Raw genomic sequence first — 17,213 nt, 5'->3', positions numbered from 1 at the left:
TCGTCATCTCCGGATCTCGGTGTTGCTCGGCAATCGGTAGGCGTCGGTACGCAATTCGGCCAGATGGTCCAGAACCCTGCGAGCCCGGCCGATCTCGTGCTCGACGTCGACGGTGACCTTGGCGAGCCCACCCTTGGAACGGGTGGTCGTCAGGATGTCACCGCCGGGGCCGACGACCTTGGCCTGGCCGAGGAATCGCAGCGACCCGGTGATGCCGGTCAGATTCGACGACACGACGAACACCTGGTTCTCCGCGGCGCGGGCACTGTCGTAGAGGTCGAACAGGCGCGACTGTCGGTCGGCGGGTAGCCGTGCGGCGCGGTCGGTGACGCTGGCCGGCCAGGCCGAGAGCGCGGCGATGGTCGTCGCCCCGTCGAGGGCCAGGGTGCGCGCCGATTCCGGAAAGGTTTTGTCGTAGTCGATCAGCATGCCGAGCCGGCCGATCGGGGTGTCGAACGCCTCGAACCGATCACCGGCCGTGTACGCGAGGGACTCGCCGGCGGGCTGGTGGACCTTGCGATGTGTTCCGAGCACACCATCACCGTTGACACAGACCGCCGAGTTGTACCGAACCCCATCGGCTGCCTCGGCATAACCGATGCACACCACCATCTTTCCCGCGGCCGCAGCGATGGCCGCCAATTCGGGCCCATCCCGGTCGAGGGTCGGCGGCAGGTCGTCGACGTCGGGCGCGCGGAGATCACCGATGTACCCGCCGAGTGCAGCGTCGGGAAACACGAGCAGGTCCACACCCTCGCGTGCGGCGGCCTCGATGATGCCCAGCGCCTTGGACACTGCGCGCTCGACGTCGCGGCCGAAGTGCGCGGCGAGAGCTCCGAGTGTCACGGTTGTCATGGACGTTCAGCCTACCGAGTGCGGTGGTCGGTTGATGGGTAACTCACGCCGCCCCGAGCCCGGTCACACCGCCGGCCACGGCGACGGTACTGACCCCGTCCGGCCAGCGCAGCCGTACTCCGGCTCCCGCAACCAGACGTCCACACGCCGCCGACACCACGGGTGCGGCCGACCCGGGGTCGGCGGGTCGGGTGTCGGCGAGGAGCATGCCGTACCCCGGAAAACAGGTGAGCCAGTCACCCATCGCGGCTTCGGTGGGCCGCGGCACCGCGGAGACATCGAGTTCGGCACCGGTCCCCGACGCTTCCGCGAGCATTCCCAACGTGCCGACCACCCCGGCCATGCTGACGTCCTTCGCGGCGCGCGGGCGCAGCCGCGCGGGCAACTCCGTCATCTGTCGCAGCGCCTCGGGATCGCGTGAACTGGTGCTGTCCCATTGCCTTCCGTGATATCCGGGCCGCCACTCCCCGGTGGTGTCGGCGAGTAAAGACACGACGTCGCCGACGCGGCCGGCGCCCGCGGCGATCGGACGATCCGTACGGCCCAGCGCGGTCACCGCCAACACCGACGGCACCCCGAACTGTGTATGGCCGCCGAGAACCGCTGTGCCCCAGGCGTCAGCGGCCTCGGCGATACCGCGGATCACGCGTTCGACGTGTGCCCGGGTCGGGCCGCCGACCGCGTCGAGCAGACCGATCGGCGCCGCGCCCATCGCGGCAAGGTCGTTGATGTTGACCAACACCGAGCACCACCCGGCCCACTCGGGATCCCGCTCGACCATGGACGGAACGATCGCGTCGCAGGCCGCAATCAGATCAGTGCCCGGGACCGGCGCACCGTCGTCACCGCGAAATCCCGCCGGACCCAACCCCGTCGGCTGGGCCCGGAACGGCGTGAGGATCTGCGCCAGAGGTGCTTTGGTGGCGTCGGCGGCTCGCTGGATGCGACCGATCGGCCAGCGCATCCGGCGATGGGCCCGGCCGCGCACGGTGACGTCGGCGCCGCAGTCCTCCCAGCCGAGTCCGGTGAACAACCCGGCGAAACGGTCCTGGACGCATGCGTCGAACCGTAGGGCGCCCGCGGTCTCCACGTACGCGCACGCGGCCCGGATCAATGCCGCGCCCACACCGCGGATCGGACGGTCGGGGTCGACGACGAGTCGGCTGCCCGCCCAATATCCGATGTCGGGGTCCAGACAAGGAGCCACCCGCACTCCGCCGACCACAGCACCGTCGTCGGTGACCGCGATCAACGCCACCATGCGTGGATCGTCGTCGACGTCGTCGGCATCGGAACCGTCGAAAAGTCCTTGACGGAGTACGAATTCGGCGCGCCGCAGAGCCCGATAGGCGTCCACCTCGGCGCGGGAGTCGGCGACGTGGATCAGGTGGGCGGTCTCGTTGCCGGACTGTCGACGATGCGGGGTGCCCGCGAGGATCGACAGGTCGCCCCGAGCGGGAGCTGGTGGCGCGGCGTGGGGGAGGCTCCGATGATCGAGCATGTTCTCACCCACCGACGTTCGCCAACACACTGCACGCACCGCAGGCAGCGCATCCGGCGCGTTGGTCGCTGCCGGCCATGTCGATCAGCTGTAGATGGGACGCGACCTCGCGGCTGATCTTCTCCACCGTCGCCGCGTCGGGGCCGGTGGCCCCATCCACATCGACGGCCAGGGTGCCCTGTTGCGGGCGGAACGGCACGATGAACGGGTAGACCCCCATGTCGGCGAGTTCCATGGCACCAGAGATCATTTCGTCGGCATCCTCGCCCAACCCGACGAGGAGGTAGGTGGAGACCTGGTTGCGGCCGAACACGCGGACGGCCTCGGCCCACGCTGCCCGATACTCGGCGAGCGGTACCGTCGACTTCCCCGGCATCCACCGGCGTCGCACCTCGTCGTCGAGGGACTCGACGTGGATGCCGATCGCATCGGCACCGGCGTCGCGCAGGTCGCCCAGAACCGAGAGATCGGCGGGCGGCTCGCACTGCACCTGAATGGGGAGGTCGGGGACGGCATCCTTCACCGCGCGGACGCATCGTGCGAGATGCCGTGCGCCCCGGTCACGTCCGGCCGATGTCCCGGTGGTCATCACCATCTGGGTCACACCGTCGAGGTCGACGGCGGCACGCGCGACCTCGGCGAGTTCGTGGGGTCGCTTGACAGCGGTCGTGGAACCGGCTCGCAGCGACTCCTCGATGGAGCAGAACCGGCAGCGTTGATCCTCGGCGTAGCGGATACAGGTCTGAACGACGGTGGTGGCCAGGACGTTCTGACCGTGCAGCCTCGCGATCTGCTCGTACGGCACGCCGTCCGCGGTGGCGAGATCGTAGAATCTCGGCCGGCCGATCGGCGTGATCTGCACGCCGACGTCGTCCCCGTCGAGGAGTACGCGATCACCGTCGAAGATGAAGGGGCTGTTGTCGTTCCGGGGGATCGCGGCGTGCAGTCCGTCGACGACGAGGTGCCCGTCATCGCTCGGACCGGCACCGCCGGTGCGATGGACCGGCGGCGTGCCCCGGATTCCCAGCAGTGCGAGGTCGACGCGGGTGGAGACGCTCATGATCGTCCTCCGATCGGTGGGGTGAGGGAGCAGGGGTTATTGGCTGGCGGCGAGGCGTAGCGGGGAGCGGGTGATGCCCTCGCAGATCGTTTCCGCGATGTGGCGGGCGTCGCGGTCGATGCCGAGGAATCGTCCGGAGCCCCAGGTGTGCATCCACGGCAGACCGACGAAACTGAGTCCGGGTACCTCGGTGACGCCGCGGGTCTGCATCGGACGGCCCGACCCGTCGAAGGCGCTGGCCTCGATCCACCGGTAGTCGGGTCGGTAGCCGATCGCCCAGACGATGGAGGTGATGCCGGCGTCGGCCAGGTCGAGGGACTCGGGTTGCGAATCCGGTTGCCACACCGGCGTGTATCGGGTCGGCGGGGGTGCGTCGACGCCGTTGGCCGCGATGTGGCGGTCGATGTCGGCGCAGATGGAGTTGTACACCGTATCGGCGTTGTCGAGGGCCGCGGTCAGCGTCGGTGCGAATCGCAGGTGCGCGTCCTTGCCGTCGATGAGGGTGCCGTACAACCGCATGCCCTCGAGTGCGAAGCGTCGCAGATCGATGTCACGGCCCCCATCGCGACCGGTGACATAGTGGTTGGTCTTCTCCCGGGCGGCTTTTCCGCCGGGATACTCCTGCGCCGGGGTGTCGTAGAGGCCCATCTCGGCCAGCCACGTCATGCAGTCGCGTCCACGGTAGGTGCGCGCGACCCGGGGAGCGTTGCCGATCGCGAGATGTACCTCGCGGCCGGCGAGATGGAGATCCTCGGCGATCTGTGCGCCGGACTGACCGGACCCGACAACGAGTACCGCGCCCTCGGGCAATTGATCGGCGTTGCGGTACTGCTCGGAATGAATTTGTGTGACAACGGGATCGAGCGATGAGGCGAACGCCGGGACGACGGGCAGTGGATAGCCGCCGGTGGCGATGACCACCTGATCGCAGGTGAGTACCTCCTCGCCGGCGTCGCCGCTCACGGTCAGCTCGAATCGGTCGTCGGCGATCCGGGACAGGCGCGTCACGGTGGTGTGGGTACGCAGCGGCGGCTCGAAGGTCTCCAGCCAGCCCGCGAGCCAGGCGACCACCTCGTCGCGGGTCATGAACCCGTCGGGGTCGGCGCCGTCGTAGGAGTAACCGGGCAGCCGGCAGTGCCAGTTGGGGGTCACGAGGGTGAAGTTGTCCCAACGGGTATCGGCCCAGGCGTGCATCGGTGTGTCGCGCTCGATGACGACGTGATCGATGTGTGCGTTGCCGAGATACCAACTGACCGACAGGCCGGCCTGGCCGCCGCCGACGATGACGACGGGGATGTGCGGGGGATGGGCGGAAGTGCTCATGGGAGCTCCGAACGATGTGGGGATTCAGGGGTGGGGGAGCGGCGGGTGCATGCTCAGGACTTCGACGACGGCGTCGTCGGCGAAATCCGTTGCGGTGACGGTGATCGCCTCGGCCGTCGCAGCTGCCGACGTGCAGGCGAAACCGAACTTGGCACGGACGCGTTCGGCCGCCTCACCGAGTGCGACGAGGCTGCGGGCGCGGAACTCGGCGACCGTGTAGTGATGCCCGCTGCTCAGATGGTCGTGAACGACCAGCGACGGTGAATAGCATTCCTGCACACGCCCGTCCGGCCAGCGCACCGCGAAGGTCATCTCAGGCATGAGCGGGTTCCCGCCACGCGGCTGCCTCGGTGTCGGTGATGAGCCCGTAGGCATCGGGCCGTCGGTCGCGCAGATGGAACATGCCGGCGCGCATGGCGGTGAAGGTGGCGTCGATGTCGACCTCGGCGACGGCCATCCCGCTGCCGAGGAGGGTGGAATCCAGTACGTTGCCACCGGGATCGACGATCTTGGCGTTGCCGACGTAGCGCAGCGAACCGAAGGTCCCGGACTGGTTGGCGGCGATCCAGAAGACCTGATTGTCCAGTGCGCGTGCGGTATCGAAGAGATTGAAGCGGTAGGTCCAGCGGTCTTCCTGCAGGTTCTCCGCCGTTGCGGTGCGGGCAGCCGGCCACGCCGAGAGACTCGCGATGATCTCGGCACCCTGCAGCGCCATGATGCGTGCGGCTTCGGGAAAGGCCTTGTCGTAGCAGATCTGCAGGCCGACGCGCCCGACCGGGGTGTCGAAGACCCCGTATCCGGTGCCCGCCGAGTAGGACATGTTCTCGCCCAACGGTTGATGCACCTTGCGGTAGCTGCCGTAGATCCGCTCCCCATCGAGAACGGCTGCGGCGTTGTACCGCGTGACCCCGTCCTCGGCGAGTTCGCAGAACCCGATCGCAATGAGCATGTCGCCCGCGATCGCCTGAACGCGCTTGATCTCCGGACCGTCGAGCGAAATGGCCGGTGGCAGTGAGCGACTGGTGGTCGCGACGGTGTCACCGTGATTGCCCAGCGAGGAGAGGTAGCCGCCGATGGCGGCCTCGGGGAAGACGAGGAAATCGACTCCCGCTGCTCGGGCCCGTTCGACGTGGTCGGCGATCACCCGATAATTGTCCTCGAGATCGCGGGTGAAGTTGGCCGCGACGGCGGCAAGTGTCGTCATGAGCTGATCCTGGTCGTGGGCATCGGAACTCGGCTCACACCATGTAGGTGGAGTTGATGATCGCGCCCTTGCGGGCGTAGTGGATGAGCGCGTCCTGCACGTCGAGCGGATGTGCCGGGATCACGCCCTCGATCAGGTCCTCTTCGCGACCGCCATGCAGGGCGAGCCCGAACCGGCAGCAGAAGACCGTTCCGCCCTCGGAGATGAAGGTCGCCAAGGAGTCGTTGATGTTCTGTTCGCCGGGGAAGCCCGAATCGCCGGTGGTCGGGAAGCCGCGGGTGGCAAGGCAATTGATGGCGCCCGGCCCGTAGAAGTAGATGGCCGACTCGAATCCCTTGCGCAGCGCCCGGGTGGCCTGCAGGACGGCGACGAACGAGACCGATGACTCGTGGGCGATGCCGTGGACGAGGGTGAAGTACGATTCGCCGTTCTCCGCCTGGTAATCGGGGAAGATCTTGGTTCCGCCATAGATGTTGGAGCCCTTGGGAAGTGACGGATGGGGGATCTCGGCGAGGGAGGCGGCGATGTTCTCGGTGATGGTCTCGTCGAATGCGGGCATGGCTTCTCCTGTGGAGACGGCGCGTGGATGTGCGCGGCGAATGAGGGGGTGGGCGACGTTGCCCGGGATGTGAACGGGGATCGGAGTCGGCGTGGGCCGGTCGATCACCTGCCACCAATTTCAGACCTCGGGTATTGCGTGGTGGTTACCGGAGGAATAAGGGATCGGCCGATTCATGTAACACAGCCGTGGGCCGACTTGGGGCGCCACCGATGCCTGTTCCCATGGTAGGCCGACCCGTGCGCCTGGACCTTGTGTGCGGGGAGAAACTAGGATATGCAACTATTGCAGACAGGCGAGCAGCGCCGAGCATGTGACAGCGTGAGGGAAGGAAACCGATGGCCGACGACGCGTCGATCCGCACGGAACGCCGGGGGCGGGTGGCTCACCTGGTACTCAACCGCCCGAAATCGATCAACGCCCTCGACCACGAGATGGCGCTGACCATGGACAACGCGCTGCACGCGTGGGCGAGGGACGACGCGATCGAGACCGTGGTGATCTCCGGGGCCGGTGAGCGAGGCCTCTGCGCCGGCGGCGACATCGTCGCCATCCACCGCGACGGCGTCGAACTCAGCAACGTCGACGCCGATGGCGGCGCCCACGACGACCACGACGCCGCGGCGAGCCCGTCCGGACGCTTCTGGCACGACGAATACCTCCTCAACGAGTACATCGCGCACTACCCCAAGTCCTACGTCGCGATCATGGACGGCATCGTCATGGGCGGCGGCGTCGGGATCTCCGCCCACGGCAACACCCGCGTCGTCACCGACCGCACCAAACTCGCGATGCCCGAGGTCGGCATCGGCTTCGTGCCCGACGTCGGCGGCACCCATCTGCTCGCGCACGTCCCGGACCAGTTCGGCACCTACCTCGCGCTGACGGCCGCACCGATCGACGGCGCCGAGGCGATCGCCCTCGGACTCGCCGACCACTATGTGCCCGCCGAGATACTCGACGAACTCGTCGCAGCGCTCGCCGACCGGCCGGCCGCCGAGGTGCTCGCCCAGTTCTCGATCGAACCACCCGCCGCGGGGCTGCTCGAGCAGCGATCGTGGATCGCCGAGGCCTTCGCCGCCGACGACGTCGACGAGATCATCGCGCGGTGCCGTGCCGTCGGCTCGGACTTCGCGACGAAGACCGCCGAGCGGATCGCCGCGAAAAGCCCACTGGCCCTGCGGGTGGCGCTGCGTTCGCTGCGGGAGGCGCAGCACGACGCGACGCTGGCCGACTCGTTGCGCCGCGAATACCGGGTGTCGTTGCGCTCGTTGCTGTTTCCCGACCTCGCCGAGGGCATCCGGGCTCAGGTCATCGACAAGGACCGCAACCCCGCCTGGCGGCCTGCCGCCGCGATCGACGCCGCCGCGATCGACGCGTTCTTCGCGCCGCTGCCCGATGACGTCGAGCTGACGTTCGAGGTCGAATCCTCCGCCGACGCCTGATCTTTCGCATCATCGCCTCGCCGCCGAAGCAATTGACGAACCGAAGCCATTGACGAACCGAAGCCATTGACGAACCGAAGCCATTGACGAAGGAGTCATCATGAGCACCACCGAACCGCAGACGATCCTGACCGAGCGCCGCGACCGCGTCGGCCTCATCACCCTCAACCGTCCCAAGGCGCTCAACGCGCTCAACACCGAACTGATGACCGAGGTGGTCGCCGCGGTCAAGGAGTTCGACGCCGACGCGGGTATCGGGGCGATCGTGCTGACCGGATCGCAGAAGGCGTTCGCCGCCGGCGCCGACATCAAGGAGATGTCGTCGAAGACCTACGCCGAGGTGGTCGGCGAATCGTTCATCGGTGCGTGGGATGAGCTGTCGCGCAGCCGAACCCCCATCATCGCCGCCGTGACCGGGTATGCGCTGGGCGGCGGGTGCGAGCTGGCGATGCTGTGCGACACGATCATCGCCGGCGAGAACGCCGTCTTCGGGCAGCCCGAGATCAACCTCGGTGTCATCCCCGGCATCGGCGGATCGCAGCGCCTGACCCGCGCGGTGGGCAAGGCCAAGGCGATGGACATGGTGCTGACGGGCCGGCAGATGAAGGTCGACGAGGCCGAACGGATGGGTCTGGTGTCGCGGGTGGTGCCCACCGAGGAAGCGCTCGACACCGCACTCGAGGTCGCGGCGACCATCGCGTCGAAGTCGGCGATCGCGACCGCGCTGGCCAAGGACGCGGTGAACCGAGCCTTCGAATCGAGCCTCACCGAAGGTGTTCGCGCCGAACGCGCGCTGTTCTATTCGACATTCGCCACCGATGACCAGACCGAGGGGATGGCCGCGTTCGTCGAGAAGCGGGAGCCGCGGTTCACCCACCGGTGACCCATGGCGTCACCCGACCGGGGTGACGAGTGCGGCGATACGCCGTGAAACGGGCACCTCCGTCGTAGGCTCGACGCGTGATGACGACCGATGCCATCGACGCCGACAAGGAGACGAGTCCGCCACGGGCGGCCCTGGTACTCGGGGCGCTGATCCTGGTGGCCGGTGTCGCCAACATCAATCTGTCCGTGGCCAACGTCGCACTACCCGATATCGGCAAGGCCCTCGACGCCAGTTCGACGCAACTGAATCTGATCGCCGTCGGCTACTCGCTGGGACTGGCGGCGTCGGTGCTGTACTTCGGTGTACTGGGCGACCGTTTCGGCCGACGGCGGCTGCTCATCGCCGGCATGCTGTTGACGTTGCCGGCGTCGCTGATCGCCGGTTTCGCGGTGGGCCCGAACGTCTTGTTCGCCGCACGTGTCCTCGGCGGGATCTCGGCCGGTCTGGCTTATCCGACGACCCTGGCGATCATCACGGCCCTGTGGACCGGTGCCCGCCGCACCGGCGCGATCGCGGCGTGGTCGGCGATCGGCGCGGCGATCTCGGCGACCGGCCCTGTCGTGTCGGGGGCGTTGCTGGAGCAATTCGCTTGGCAATCGGTCTTTTTGGTGACGTTGCCCCTTGCAGTGCTCGCACTGGCCGGCGCGTGGTTCCTGGTGCCCGCCGACGGCGGTGACACCGCCGTCGCCGTCGACAACCTCGGCGGCGTCCTATCGATCGTGCTGGTGGGTTCCACCGTGCTGGCGATCAACTTCGCCCCGCTGAGCAACATGCGGACCGCGGTGTGGGTACTCGCGGCGATCGCGGTGGTCTCGATCGTCGTGTTCGTGTGGCGCCAGCTTCGGATCAGGGTGCCGCTCTACGACTTCCGGATCGCATCTCGGCCGACGTTCTGGGTGGCGGCGGTCGGCGGCATCGTCATCTTCGGCACCCTGATGGGCGCGATGTTCGTCGGTCAGCAGTATCTGCAGAACGTGCTCGGCTACTCCACTCTCGCCTCGGGTGCGATGGCCTTGCCCGCCGCCGCGGCGATGGTGGTGGTCGCCCCGCAGTCGGCGAAACTCGTGGAGTCCATCGGATCTCGATACACCCTGCTCATCGGGTATCTGTTCATCATTCTCGGCCTGGCACTGGCACTGATCATGTGGCACGACACCGCGCCCATCTGGTCGGTGATCGGTACCTACGTGCTGATCGGTGCGGGCGTCGGATTCGCCGGAACCCCGGCGTCGCATTCGTTGACCGGCTCGGTGCCGGTCTCACGCGCCGGAATGGCGTCGAGCACCTCGGATCTACAGCGCGATCTCGGCGGCGCGATCATGCAGTCGGTACTCGGGGCGATCCTCACCGCCGGATACGCCAAGACCTTGACGGCGGCGATCTCCGCCTCACCCGACGCCGACCACGTCAGCAGCGAGACCCAGGCGGTGCTCACCAAATCCTTTGCCAGCGCAGCGGATCTGGCACAACGCTATCCGCAGTACTCGGACGAGATCATCACCGCCGCACGCGAGGCCTTCGTGCACGGCGACGCCCGGGCAAACGCGGCGGCCATCGTCATCGTGGGATGCGGGGCCCTGCTGGTGGCCGTGTGCTACCCGAAGGCGGCCAAGGAACGAGAAGCGATGCGCCGCTACGCCTCCGAACGCGGGGTATCGGCCTCCGACGACACCTGAGCGGTGCTCAGGTCACCTCGAACGACGGGCTGACGCCGACGATCGGGCGCAGACGACCGGTCGTCGACTTGACGTCACCGAAATACCGGATGCGATGACGACCGGCTGCGCCCTGCGGGATTCGCCACGTGATGGTCACAATCGATGCCGAATCCTGACCGTCGGGGCGCTTCCACTCGAGTTCGCTCGCCGCCTCGGTGTCGTCCTCCGCGGTGATCCAGCGTCCCCCGTCGAAACGCTCGATCACGTAGTAGCCGTCGGTGGGCCGGGACCCGTCGGCGGGCACACGTCGCACACGATTGCTCGGATGTGCTCCGGAGAACGACACCGAGACCGATTGTCCGGCAACGTAGGTGGTTCTCGGCGAGGCGACGACCGCGCCGAAGGTGGTGTCGCGGACCGGGGTGTCGGCGGGGACCGGCGCGAGGAGATTCGGTTGCAGCCCGCTGGTGTCGGCGGGTGTCGGTCCGAGGTCGCTGCGTCTTCCCGCGGCCATCGTGCGGGCCAACCGGTCGAACTCCTGCATGTAGGCGCACAACGTGTAGCGCCCGAACAGTGTCTCGCCGCCCTCGTACTGTTGCGACAGGAACTCCTCCGGCGTCGTCACGTACTGGCTGTAGCCGTTGGCGTAGCCCTGCATCAGCACGTTCTCCAGTGGCACGTGCAGCGCGTCGGCGACGATGCGTCGGATGCGCAACCCGGCGACGATGGTGAATTCGGCAGGCCCGCAAGCCAGGACGAGGTCACCGATCCGGATCAGCTGGATCGGCAGCACCTGCTGTATCCAGGGTCGCGGGGGAAGGTAGCCGAGTGGGAACAGGTCGAACTTCGGTGCCTGGATCGCGACCGCCCAGTCCGGCGGCGTCACGCTGGTGTCGACGCCGAGGGCCTGCGCGAACGGCAGCGTCACACCCTCCTGGAGAAAACTCAGCTGGCTCCGCGTGTTGTCCTCGGTGCTGGTGGCCGCGGCGGCCGCACCCATGATCGCCGGGGTGGTGCGGGTGGGTTTGCCGTCCGGGGTGTAGTGGCCGTCGATCCGGATGTCGGAGAGATCGAGGAAGCGATAAGCGTAGCTGATGGCGCCGGTCAACGGCCGTGCTGCGGCGAAAGCACGTTGCGCGGCGCGATATTGGCGGTCGCCGATCATCAGCCGGTTGGTGCGGTGGTCGGCGGTGGGTCCGCCGGGGTGCATCTTGCGCAGCCACAGGTTCGGTGTCATGTCGCCGGCGTTGGTCTGCGGGAATGCCGCCACCACGCCGGGATTCGCGCTCTCGGCCAGATAGGAGGCGTAGCCCTTGTTGTCACTGGAGATCAGGGTGTTGGCGTCGGTGAGCGAGGTGCCGTGCGTGGCGAACCAGGTGATCTCGCCGATCACGGTGCCGCCCTGGCGCAGTCGCAACGCGGTGACCTGCGGGTCGATGTGTTCGGGGAAGTGCTTCTGGTCGGCTGCCGGATTGCGGACGAACGCCTGCACGGACCGGTTGGCACTTGCGTCGTGCAGCTCGCTGTGGCCGAGCTCGAGAGTTCCCGGAGCGAGACTGTTGTGCGCGGCGACGATGGCCTCGACGATTCCGTCGACCTCGGCGCGATACGAGTTCTCCCGATGCCCGAGTGCGGCAAGGACATACGCATAATCCCAGGCGGTACCGCCGCACGAGTTGTGATTGTGCGTGGCGTTGATGTTGACGTTCTCGTTGGTGTAGGCGTTGCCGAAGCGTTGTGCCAGCGCCTTCATCACACCGACGCGGTGGGATTCGAAGATGCACGCGAGATCGGCGTTGACGAAGACGATCCGGGTACCGGTGGCGGCGTCGGCGATGATGTAGGCACGCGCCCACACGCGTTGCAGGAGGCCGGTGGCCACCTGCGAGAGATCGGAGTAGCCCATCATGCCTTGTCCGGCAATGGCTCCGGTGATGTCACCGCGTCCGGCGCCGACGAGATAGCCGCCCGATGGTGCCGCCTGTGCTGGACCGGGGGTACCGGCGACACCGGCCAAGCCGAGTGCTGTGGCCCCGACCGCCGCTCCGGCCAGTAACCCTCGCCGGCTGACCCCGGCTGCTCTCGCGGTGTCCGTCATCGTTGTCGCCCCTCCGAACCGGTCCTGCCCGCATCGTCGGCGGGTGCCGCCATTGCGGCAAAAGTGGTGGCCAACACGGCGATATGGCGCCGCGCGGCTTCGCTGTCATGATCGGTCAGCCACGACAGCGTCAGCCCGTCGAGCGACGAGGTGACGATGTGGGCGAGTTCGTCGGTCGGCATCGTCCACCGCAGTGACATCGTGTCGGCGATGAAGCGCAGGGCGTCGGCAACCGCCGACCGATAGACCTCCCACTGGCGACGCCCGGCTTCCGGATCGTGGCGCATCGCGTGAGTGGCGACCTCCAGCAAGGCGATCTCTCGCCTCGGATCGCTCTCCAGGAGGCGCAGATAGGCGTCCATCGCCGCGGTCAGCACGTCGGTGAGTCCGGTACCGGGGTCGGTGAGTTCCACGCTGAGCAGCGCGCCGAGCCGTTCGGCGCTGGTGATCTCCTCGATCACGGCGCTGATCAGTGCCTCGCGTGAGGAGAAGATGTAGAACAGTGCGCCCTGCGGCATGCCGGCCTCGCCGACGATCGCCCGCGTGGTCGCCGCGGCGAGTCCGTCGCGCGCGATGACCCGGATTGCGGCGTCGATCAGCTCCGCACGTCGCTCGTCGAACGTCATTCGGCGCATCGAGAATCCCCCCTGGATCAGTTGATCGTTCGGTCAACTATGCATCACGGGTGGTGATCTGTCGCGCGGATCGAAGGAATTCGTCAGATCGTGTGGTCGTGCAGGGTGGGCAGACTGTCATAGGCGTTGCGGATGTGGCGGGCGGCAAGTCGGGACGCGCGACCGGCGTCGCCTGCGGTGATGGCGTCGAGGATCTCGCGATGCTCGGTCATCAATTCCGCGCGGAGGGCGGACCAGCCCTCGACGTCGGTGAAGGCGGCGAGGATCGCGCGACGCTGGGCGTTGCGGATGGCGACCGTCATGGCGGTGACGAGCCGATTGCCACCGGCCTCGGCGATGGCGGTGTGAAAGGCGATATCGGCGTCGTTGAAGGCGGCTCGATCGTCGACGGCGGCCTCCATCGCGGCCATCGCCTCGTGGACCGGCGCAAGGCGCGCGGGATCGTGTGCCCGCGCGGCCAATTCCACACTCGAGCACTCCAGGGTCACCCGCGCGTCGACGACGTCGGCGAACGCGAAGTTCGACAGCGCGATGTGCAGGCGCAGAAAGTGGGTCAGGGCCTCGGCGGGCATCGCGGCGACGAAGGTGCCGGCGCCGGAACCGCTGCCGACCGCCGATCGGAGCACGCCCTGGGCCTCGAGGACGCGCAACGCCTCGCGGACCGCGGGCCGGCTGACCTGCAGGCGCGCGGCGAGATCGCGCTCGGGTGGTAGCGGATCGCCGACACCCAATGCTCCGGAGAGGATTTGCTCCTCGATCGCGTCGATCACCATCTCGTAGGTGCGGGTACGCGCCACCGGTTGCCAGTTCGGGCTGGGCGCGGACGCCGTCGCAGATGACCGGCCGATCGTCATGGGAACCACCTTCCGTGCGGAGTCGGTGGCCCCGCGTCGATCCGGGTCGCTCTGTTGACAGGCGCGACGGGATCACCTTACCGTGAATCGTGTGGTCAGACCACAGGTCTTTCCAGCTCACAGCCCAGCCATCTCCCGCGGAGTCCGTATGCGCATCCCCGATCAGCTCTCCCGGCCATCGATCGCACCGTCGGGGCACCCGTGATGAGGGTCGCCCTGTTCGCCACCTGCTTCAACGACACGATGTGGCCCGGTACGCCCCGGGCGACCGTGCTGCTCCTCGAGCGACTCGGCGTCGAGGTCGAGTTCCCCGTCGAGCAGACCTGCTGCGGCCAGATGTTCACCAACACCGGCTATGCCGACGAGGCGATCCCCGGTGTGCGACAGTTCGCCCAGGTTTTCGGTGAGTACGACGCGGTCGTCGCCCCCTCGGCCTCCTGCATCGGCTCTGTGCGCCACCAGCATCCGGGGCTGGCGGCTCGCTCGGGCGACCACGGGTTGCAGGACGCGGTGGCTGCCTACACACCGAAGGTGTACGAACTCAGCGAATTCCTCGTCGACGTCCTCGGTGTCACCGACGTCGGCGCGTACTTCCCGCACCGGGTCACCTATCACCCCACCTGTCATTCGCTGCGCATGCTGCGCGTCGGCGACAAACCGCTGCAACTGCTCCGGGCGGTCAAAGGCATCGACCTCGTGGAACTGCCTGCCGCCGACCAATGTTGCGGATTCGGTGGCACCTTCGCGATGAAGAACCCCGACACCTCGGTGGCGATGGGTTCCGACAAGTCCGCACATGTCAAGGAGACCGACGCCGAAGTGCTGGTGGCGGGGGACAATTCCTGCCTCGCCCACATCGGCGGACTACTCAACCGGGAACGCGCCGGGGTGCGGATGATGCACCTCGCCGAGATCCTCGCCTCCACCGAGAAGGAGCCGGCATGACCACCTCTCGCGACCCGGTGCACGAGATGCCCACGATGGCACCGTCACTGGCGTTGGGCTCCGGCCATCCGCACGTCGGGGTCACCTCGACCTTCGTCGGAATGCCGAAGTTCCCCGAGGCCGCCAGGACCGAGCTGGCCAACACCACCCAACGTCGAAATCTCGCCCACGCCACCGGGATCATCCGCACGAAGCGCGCCGGGGTGGTCGGCGAACTCGACAACTGGGAGCAGTTGCGCGTCGCTGCCGAACAGATCAAGAACCGTACCCTGCGCAACCTCGACCGCTATCTGATCGAGTTCGAGGAGAAGGCGAGTGCCGCGGGGGCGGTGGTGCACTGGGCCCGGGATGCGCGGGAGGCCAACCGGATCGTCGTCGACCTGGTTCGTCAGACCGGAGCCGACGAGGTGGTCAAGGTCAAATCGATGGCCACCCAGGAGATCGAACTCAATGAAGCCCTGCAAGGGGCGGGGATCAACGCCTGGGAAACCGATCTCGCCGAACTCATCGTCCAACTCGGCGACGACTGGCCCAGTCACATCCTCGTGCCGGCCATCCACCGCAATCGCAGCGAGGTCCGCGAGATCTTCCGGCGACGGATGAAAGAGGTCGGCCGCCCGGCACCCGACGATCTCACCGACGATCCCAAGCGGCTCGCCGAGGCCGCACGACTTCACCTGCGCGAGAAGTTCTTACGCGCCAAGGTCGGCATCAGCGGCGCGAACTTCGCGGTCGCCGACACCGGCAGTCTCGTCGTCGTCGAATCCGAGGGCAACGGCCGCATGTGCCTGACCCTGCCGGAAACGCTGATCTCGGTGGTCGGGATCGAGAAGATCCTGCCCACCTGGTCTGACCTCGAGGTGTTTCTGCAGGTCTTGCCGCGGTCGAGTACCGGGGAGCGCGAGAACCCGTACACCTCGATCTGGACCGGCGTCACCCCCGGTGACGGACCGCGGAACGTGCACATCGTCTTGTTGGACAACCATCGCACCGACGTGCTCGCCGACGAGGTCGGCCGAGATGCGTTGCGCTGCATCCGATGTTCGGCCTGCCTGAATGTGTGTCCGGTATACGAGCGCGCCGGCGGACACGCCTACGGCTCGGTCTATCCCGGGCCGATCGGCGCGATCCTCACACCGCAGCTACGGGGTACGTCGTCGGCGGTCGACAAGTCGCTGCCGTTCGCGTCGAGTTTGTGCGGGGCGTGCTTCGATGTGTGTCCCGTGCGTATCAACATCCCGGACATATTGGTGCACTTACGAACTCGTGTCGTCGATGAGAAGCGCGGTGGTCTGCCGAGCGGTGAGGCGGCCGCGATGAAGGCCGGCGCGTGGATGTTCGCCGACCATCGGCGGCTCAAGGCAGCGCAGAAGGCGGCCACCACCAGTCACCGGTTCTTCGGCAAGCGGACGACGATCGGTGCCCTGCCGTGGCCGTTGTCGGCGTGGAGCTCGGCCCGTGACGTCCCGGTGCCGCCCGCGGAATCGTTCCGCGACTGGTGGAAACGCGAACGCGGGAACCGTGCGGCCGGGGAGGAGGACCGATGAGCGCCCGCGAGGAGATCCTGACCCGTGTGCGAGCCGCGATCTCCGACGTCGACGACGCCACACGTGAAAGCGACATCGACTGGGACTACGGACAAGCGGTGCCGACCGGTGATCTCGACACCGTCGAACGATTCGCCGAGCGCGTGGCCGACTACCGTGCCGTCGTCGAACGCGTCGGAGAACACGACCTGGCACAACGGATCTCTGCGGCGCTGGCCGACGTCGACGGGCCGGTGCTCGCCGACCCGGCGTTGCGCTCGCTACTGGGCGTCGAGGAGAACTGGATCGATGACGAGACACTCTCCCCGACGCAGCTCGACCGGGTCGGTGCGGTGGTGACCACGGCCGCCGTCGGGATCGCCAACACCGGCACCATCGTGTTGGACCACGGCGCCGGGCAGGGTCGGCGTGCGTTGTCGCTGGTGCCCGACGTCCACCTCTGCATCGTCGACGCCGCACAGATCGTCAGCGACGTCCCCGAGGCCGTCGCTCGGCTGATCGCCGACGGTGCTGCCGCACGCCCGCAAACCTGGATCAGCGGGCCCAGTGCCACCAGCGACATCGAACTCGACCGTGTTGAAGGCGTGCACGGTCCGCGCACCTTGCACGTGGTGATCGTGGGCTGAGAGCGGGGTGGGCGGAT

16 protein-coding genes are annotated in these 17,213 nt (G+C 67.5%); 6 read left to right on the top strand and 10 right to left on the bottom strand.

Going from position 1 to position 17,213, the window contains the following annotated elements; all coding sequences use genetic code 11:
• Positions 1-3 precede the first annotated feature (3 nt).
• From AC5ZH6_RS25615 to AC5ZH6_RS25585, 7 genes are read right to left on the bottom strand one after another with little or no spacing between them, the layout of a single operon-like run.
• Positions 4-855 (bottom strand): carbon-nitrogen hydrolase family protein, encoded by an 852-nt coding sequence (locus tag AC5ZH6_RS25615; protein WP_006371631.1) that lies wholly within the window; start codon positions 853-855, stop codon positions 4-6.
• Between the two features lie 43 nt (positions 856-898).
• Positions 899-2,356, bottom strand: coding sequence for an MSMEG_0567/sll0787 family protein (locus AC5ZH6_RS25610; protein ID WP_006371630.1), 1,458 nt, complete (start codon positions 2,354-2,356; stop codon positions 899-901).
• A 4-nt stretch (positions 2,357-2,360) separates the two neighbouring features.
• On the bottom strand, positions 2,361-3,416 hold the full coding sequence (locus AC5ZH6_RS25605) for an MSMEG_0568 family radical SAM protein (protein ID WP_006371629.1): 1,056 nt from the start codon (positions 3,414-3,416) through the stop codon (positions 2,361-2,363).
• 36 nt (positions 3,417-3,452) lie between these two features.
• Positions 3,453-4,739, bottom strand: coding sequence for an MSMEG_0569 family flavin-dependent oxidoreductase (locus AC5ZH6_RS25600; RefSeq protein ID WP_006371628.1), 1,287 nt, complete (start codon positions 4,737-4,739; stop codon positions 3,453-3,455).
• 24 nt (positions 4,740-4,763) lie between these two features.
• Entirely contained in the window at positions 4,764-5,060 is a 297-nt protein-coding gene (locus tag AC5ZH6_RS25595) for an MSMEG_0570 family nitrogen starvation response protein (protein WP_006371627.1), read from the bottom strand.
• Positions 5,053-5,943 carry a carbon-nitrogen hydrolase family protein gene (locus AC5ZH6_RS25590; protein ID WP_006371626.1) on the bottom strand — a complete coding sequence of 297 codons (891 nt, stop codon included), beginning with the start codon at positions 5,941-5,943 and terminating at the stop codon, positions 5,053-5,055. The genes AC5ZH6_RS25595 and AC5ZH6_RS25590 overlap by 8 nt, the downstream gene beginning before the upstream one ends.
• A 34-nt stretch (positions 5,944-5,977) precedes the next feature.
• Positions 5,978-6,502 (bottom strand): MSMEG_0572/Sll0783 family nitrogen starvation response protein, encoded by a 525-nt coding sequence (locus AC5ZH6_RS25585; RefSeq protein WP_006371625.1) that lies wholly within the window; start codon positions 6,500-6,502, stop codon positions 5,978-5,980.
• A 338-nt stretch (positions 6,503-6,840) separates the two neighbouring features.
• Here AC5ZH6_RS25585 and AC5ZH6_RS25580 point away from each other — a divergent pair, with 338 nt between their 5' ends.
• From AC5ZH6_RS25580 to AC5ZH6_RS25570, 3 genes are all read left to right on the top strand, one after another.
• Entirely contained in the window at positions 6,841-7,947 is a 1,107-nt protein-coding gene (locus AC5ZH6_RS25580) for an enoyl-CoA hydratase/isomerase family protein (protein ID WP_006371624.1), read from the top strand.
• Positions 7,948-8,047: 100 nt separating this feature from the next.
• Entirely contained in the window at positions 8,048-8,830 is a 783-nt protein-coding gene (locus AC5ZH6_RS25575) for an enoyl-CoA hydratase (protein ID WP_006371623.1), read from the top strand.
• 80 nt (positions 8,831-8,910) lie between these two features.
• Positions 8,911-10,509: an MFS transporter gene (locus tag AC5ZH6_RS25570; RefSeq protein ID WP_043456810.1), complete on the top strand. Its 1,599-nt coding sequence runs from the start codon at positions 8,911-8,913 to the stop codon at positions 10,507-10,509.
• Positions 10,510-10,516: 7 nt separating this feature from the next.
• Here the strand turns inward: AC5ZH6_RS25570 and AC5ZH6_RS25565 are convergent, their stop codons facing one another.
• The 3 genes from AC5ZH6_RS25565 to AC5ZH6_RS25555 all read right to left on the bottom strand — a co-directional run bounded on the left by AC5ZH6_RS25565 (position 10,517) and on the right by AC5ZH6_RS25555 (position 14,078).
• Positions 10,517-12,589, bottom strand: coding sequence for a neutral/alkaline ceramidase (locus tag AC5ZH6_RS25565; RefSeq protein ID WP_496167977.1), 2,073 nt, complete (start codon positions 12,587-12,589; stop codon positions 10,517-10,519).
• Positions 12,586-13,224 carry a TetR/AcrR family transcriptional regulator gene (locus AC5ZH6_RS25560; protein ID WP_014361831.1) on the bottom strand — a complete coding sequence of 213 codons (639 nt, stop codon included), beginning with the start codon at positions 13,222-13,224 and terminating at the stop codon, positions 12,586-12,588. Before AC5ZH6_RS25560 ends, AC5ZH6_RS25565 begins: the two co-directional genes overlap by 4 nt.
• A gap of 83 nt (positions 13,225-13,307) precedes the next feature.
• Positions 13,308-14,078: a FadR/GntR family transcriptional regulator gene (locus tag AC5ZH6_RS25555; RefSeq protein WP_288337587.1), complete on the bottom strand. Its 771-nt coding sequence runs from the start codon at positions 14,076-14,078 to the stop codon at positions 13,308-13,310.
• Between the two features lie 204 nt (positions 14,079-14,282).
• On the opposite strand from AC5ZH6_RS25555, the gene AC5ZH6_RS25550 reads away from it, so the two are divergent.
• Genes AC5ZH6_RS25550 through AC5ZH6_RS25540 form a run of 3 tightly spaced genes read left to right on the top strand, consistent with a single transcriptional unit; the run spans position 14,283 to position 17,196 of the window.
• Positions 14,283-15,023: a (Fe-S)-binding protein gene (locus AC5ZH6_RS25550; RefSeq protein WP_288337588.1), complete on the top strand. Its 741-nt coding sequence runs from the start codon at positions 14,283-14,285 to the stop codon at positions 15,021-15,023.
• The gene (locus tag AC5ZH6_RS25545) at positions 15,020-16,570 is read left to right on the top strand and encodes a LutB/LldF family L-lactate oxidation iron-sulfur protein (RefSeq protein WP_288337589.1); all 1,551 of its coding nucleotides are present in this window, start codon (positions 15,020-15,022) and stop codon (positions 16,568-16,570) included. The genes AC5ZH6_RS25550 and AC5ZH6_RS25545 overlap by 4 nt, the downstream gene beginning before the upstream one ends.
• Positions 16,567-17,196: a LutC/YkgG family protein gene (locus AC5ZH6_RS25540; RefSeq protein WP_006371616.1), complete on the top strand. Its 630-nt coding sequence runs from the start codon at positions 16,567-16,569 to the stop codon at positions 17,194-17,196. Before AC5ZH6_RS25545 ends, AC5ZH6_RS25540 begins: the two co-directional genes overlap by 4 nt.
• Positions 17,197-17,213 lie beyond the last annotated feature (17 nt).

This window comes from Gordonia sp. YC-XJ4, from assembly GCF_059511865.1.
The sequence above is the reverse complement of the archived record's forward strand: the minus strand, read 5'-3'. Positions and strand labels throughout refer to the sequence as shown.

Bases quoted from the DNA above. Each gene is read 5' to 3' on its own strand.
- AC5ZH6_RS25615 (WP_006371631.1), bottom strand. From the start codon at position 855: ATGACAACCGTGACACTCGGAGCTCTCGCCGCGCACTTCGGCCGCGAC.
- AC5ZH6_RS25575 (WP_006371623.1), top strand. From the start codon at position 8,048: ATGAGCACCACCGAACCGCAGACGATCCTGACCGAGCGCCGCGACCGC.
- AC5ZH6_RS25555 (WP_288337587.1), bottom strand. From the start codon at position 14,078: ATGACGATCGGCCGGTCATCTGCGACGGCGTCCGCGCCCAGCCCGAAC.
- AC5ZH6_RS25600 (WP_006371628.1), bottom strand. From the start codon at position 4,739: ATGAGCACTTCCGCCCATCCCCCGCACATCCCCGTCGTCATCGTCGGC.
- AC5ZH6_RS25570 (WP_043456810.1), top strand. From the start codon at position 8,911: ATGACGACCGATGCCATCGACGCCGACAAGGAGACGAGTCCGCCACGG.
- AC5ZH6_RS25595 (WP_006371627.1), bottom strand. From the start codon at position 5,060: ATGCCTGAGATGACCTTCGCGGTGCGCTGGCCGGACGGGCGTGTGCAG.
- AC5ZH6_RS25560 (WP_014361831.1), bottom strand. From the start codon at position 13,224: ATGCGCCGAATGACGTTCGACGAGCGACGTGCGGAGCTGATCGACGCC.
- AC5ZH6_RS25540 (WP_006371616.1), top strand. From the start codon at position 16,567: ATGAGCGCCCGCGAGGAGATCCTGACCCGTGTGCGAGCCGCGATCTCC.
- AC5ZH6_RS25605 (WP_006371629.1), bottom strand. From the start codon at position 3,416: ATGAGCGTCTCCACCCGCGTCGACCTCGCACTGCTGGGAATCCGGGGC.
- AC5ZH6_RS25565 (WP_496167977.1), bottom strand. From the start codon at position 12,589: ATGACGGACACCGCGAGAGCAGCCGGGGTCAGCCGGCGAGGGTTACTG.
- AC5ZH6_RS25580 (WP_006371624.1), top strand. From the start codon at position 6,841: ATGGCCGACGACGCGTCGATCCGCACGGAACGCCGGGGGCGGGTGGCT.
- AC5ZH6_RS25585 (WP_006371625.1), bottom strand. From the start codon at position 6,502: ATGCCCGCATTCGACGAGACCATCACCGAGAACATCGCCGCCTCCCTC.
- AC5ZH6_RS25590 (WP_006371626.1), bottom strand. From the start codon at position 5,943: ATGACGACACTTGCCGCCGTCGCGGCCAACTTCACCCGCGATCTCGAG.
- AC5ZH6_RS25545 (WP_288337589.1), top strand. From the start codon at position 15,020: ATGACCACCTCTCGCGACCCGGTGCACGAGATGCCCACGATGGCACCG.
- AC5ZH6_RS25610 (WP_006371630.1), bottom strand. From the start codon at position 2,356: ATGCTCGATCATCGGAGCCTCCCCCACGCCGCGCCACCAGCTCCCGCT.
- AC5ZH6_RS25550 (WP_288337588.1), top strand. From the start codon at position 14,283: ATGAGGGTCGCCCTGTTCGCCACCTGCTTCAACGACACGATGTGGCCC.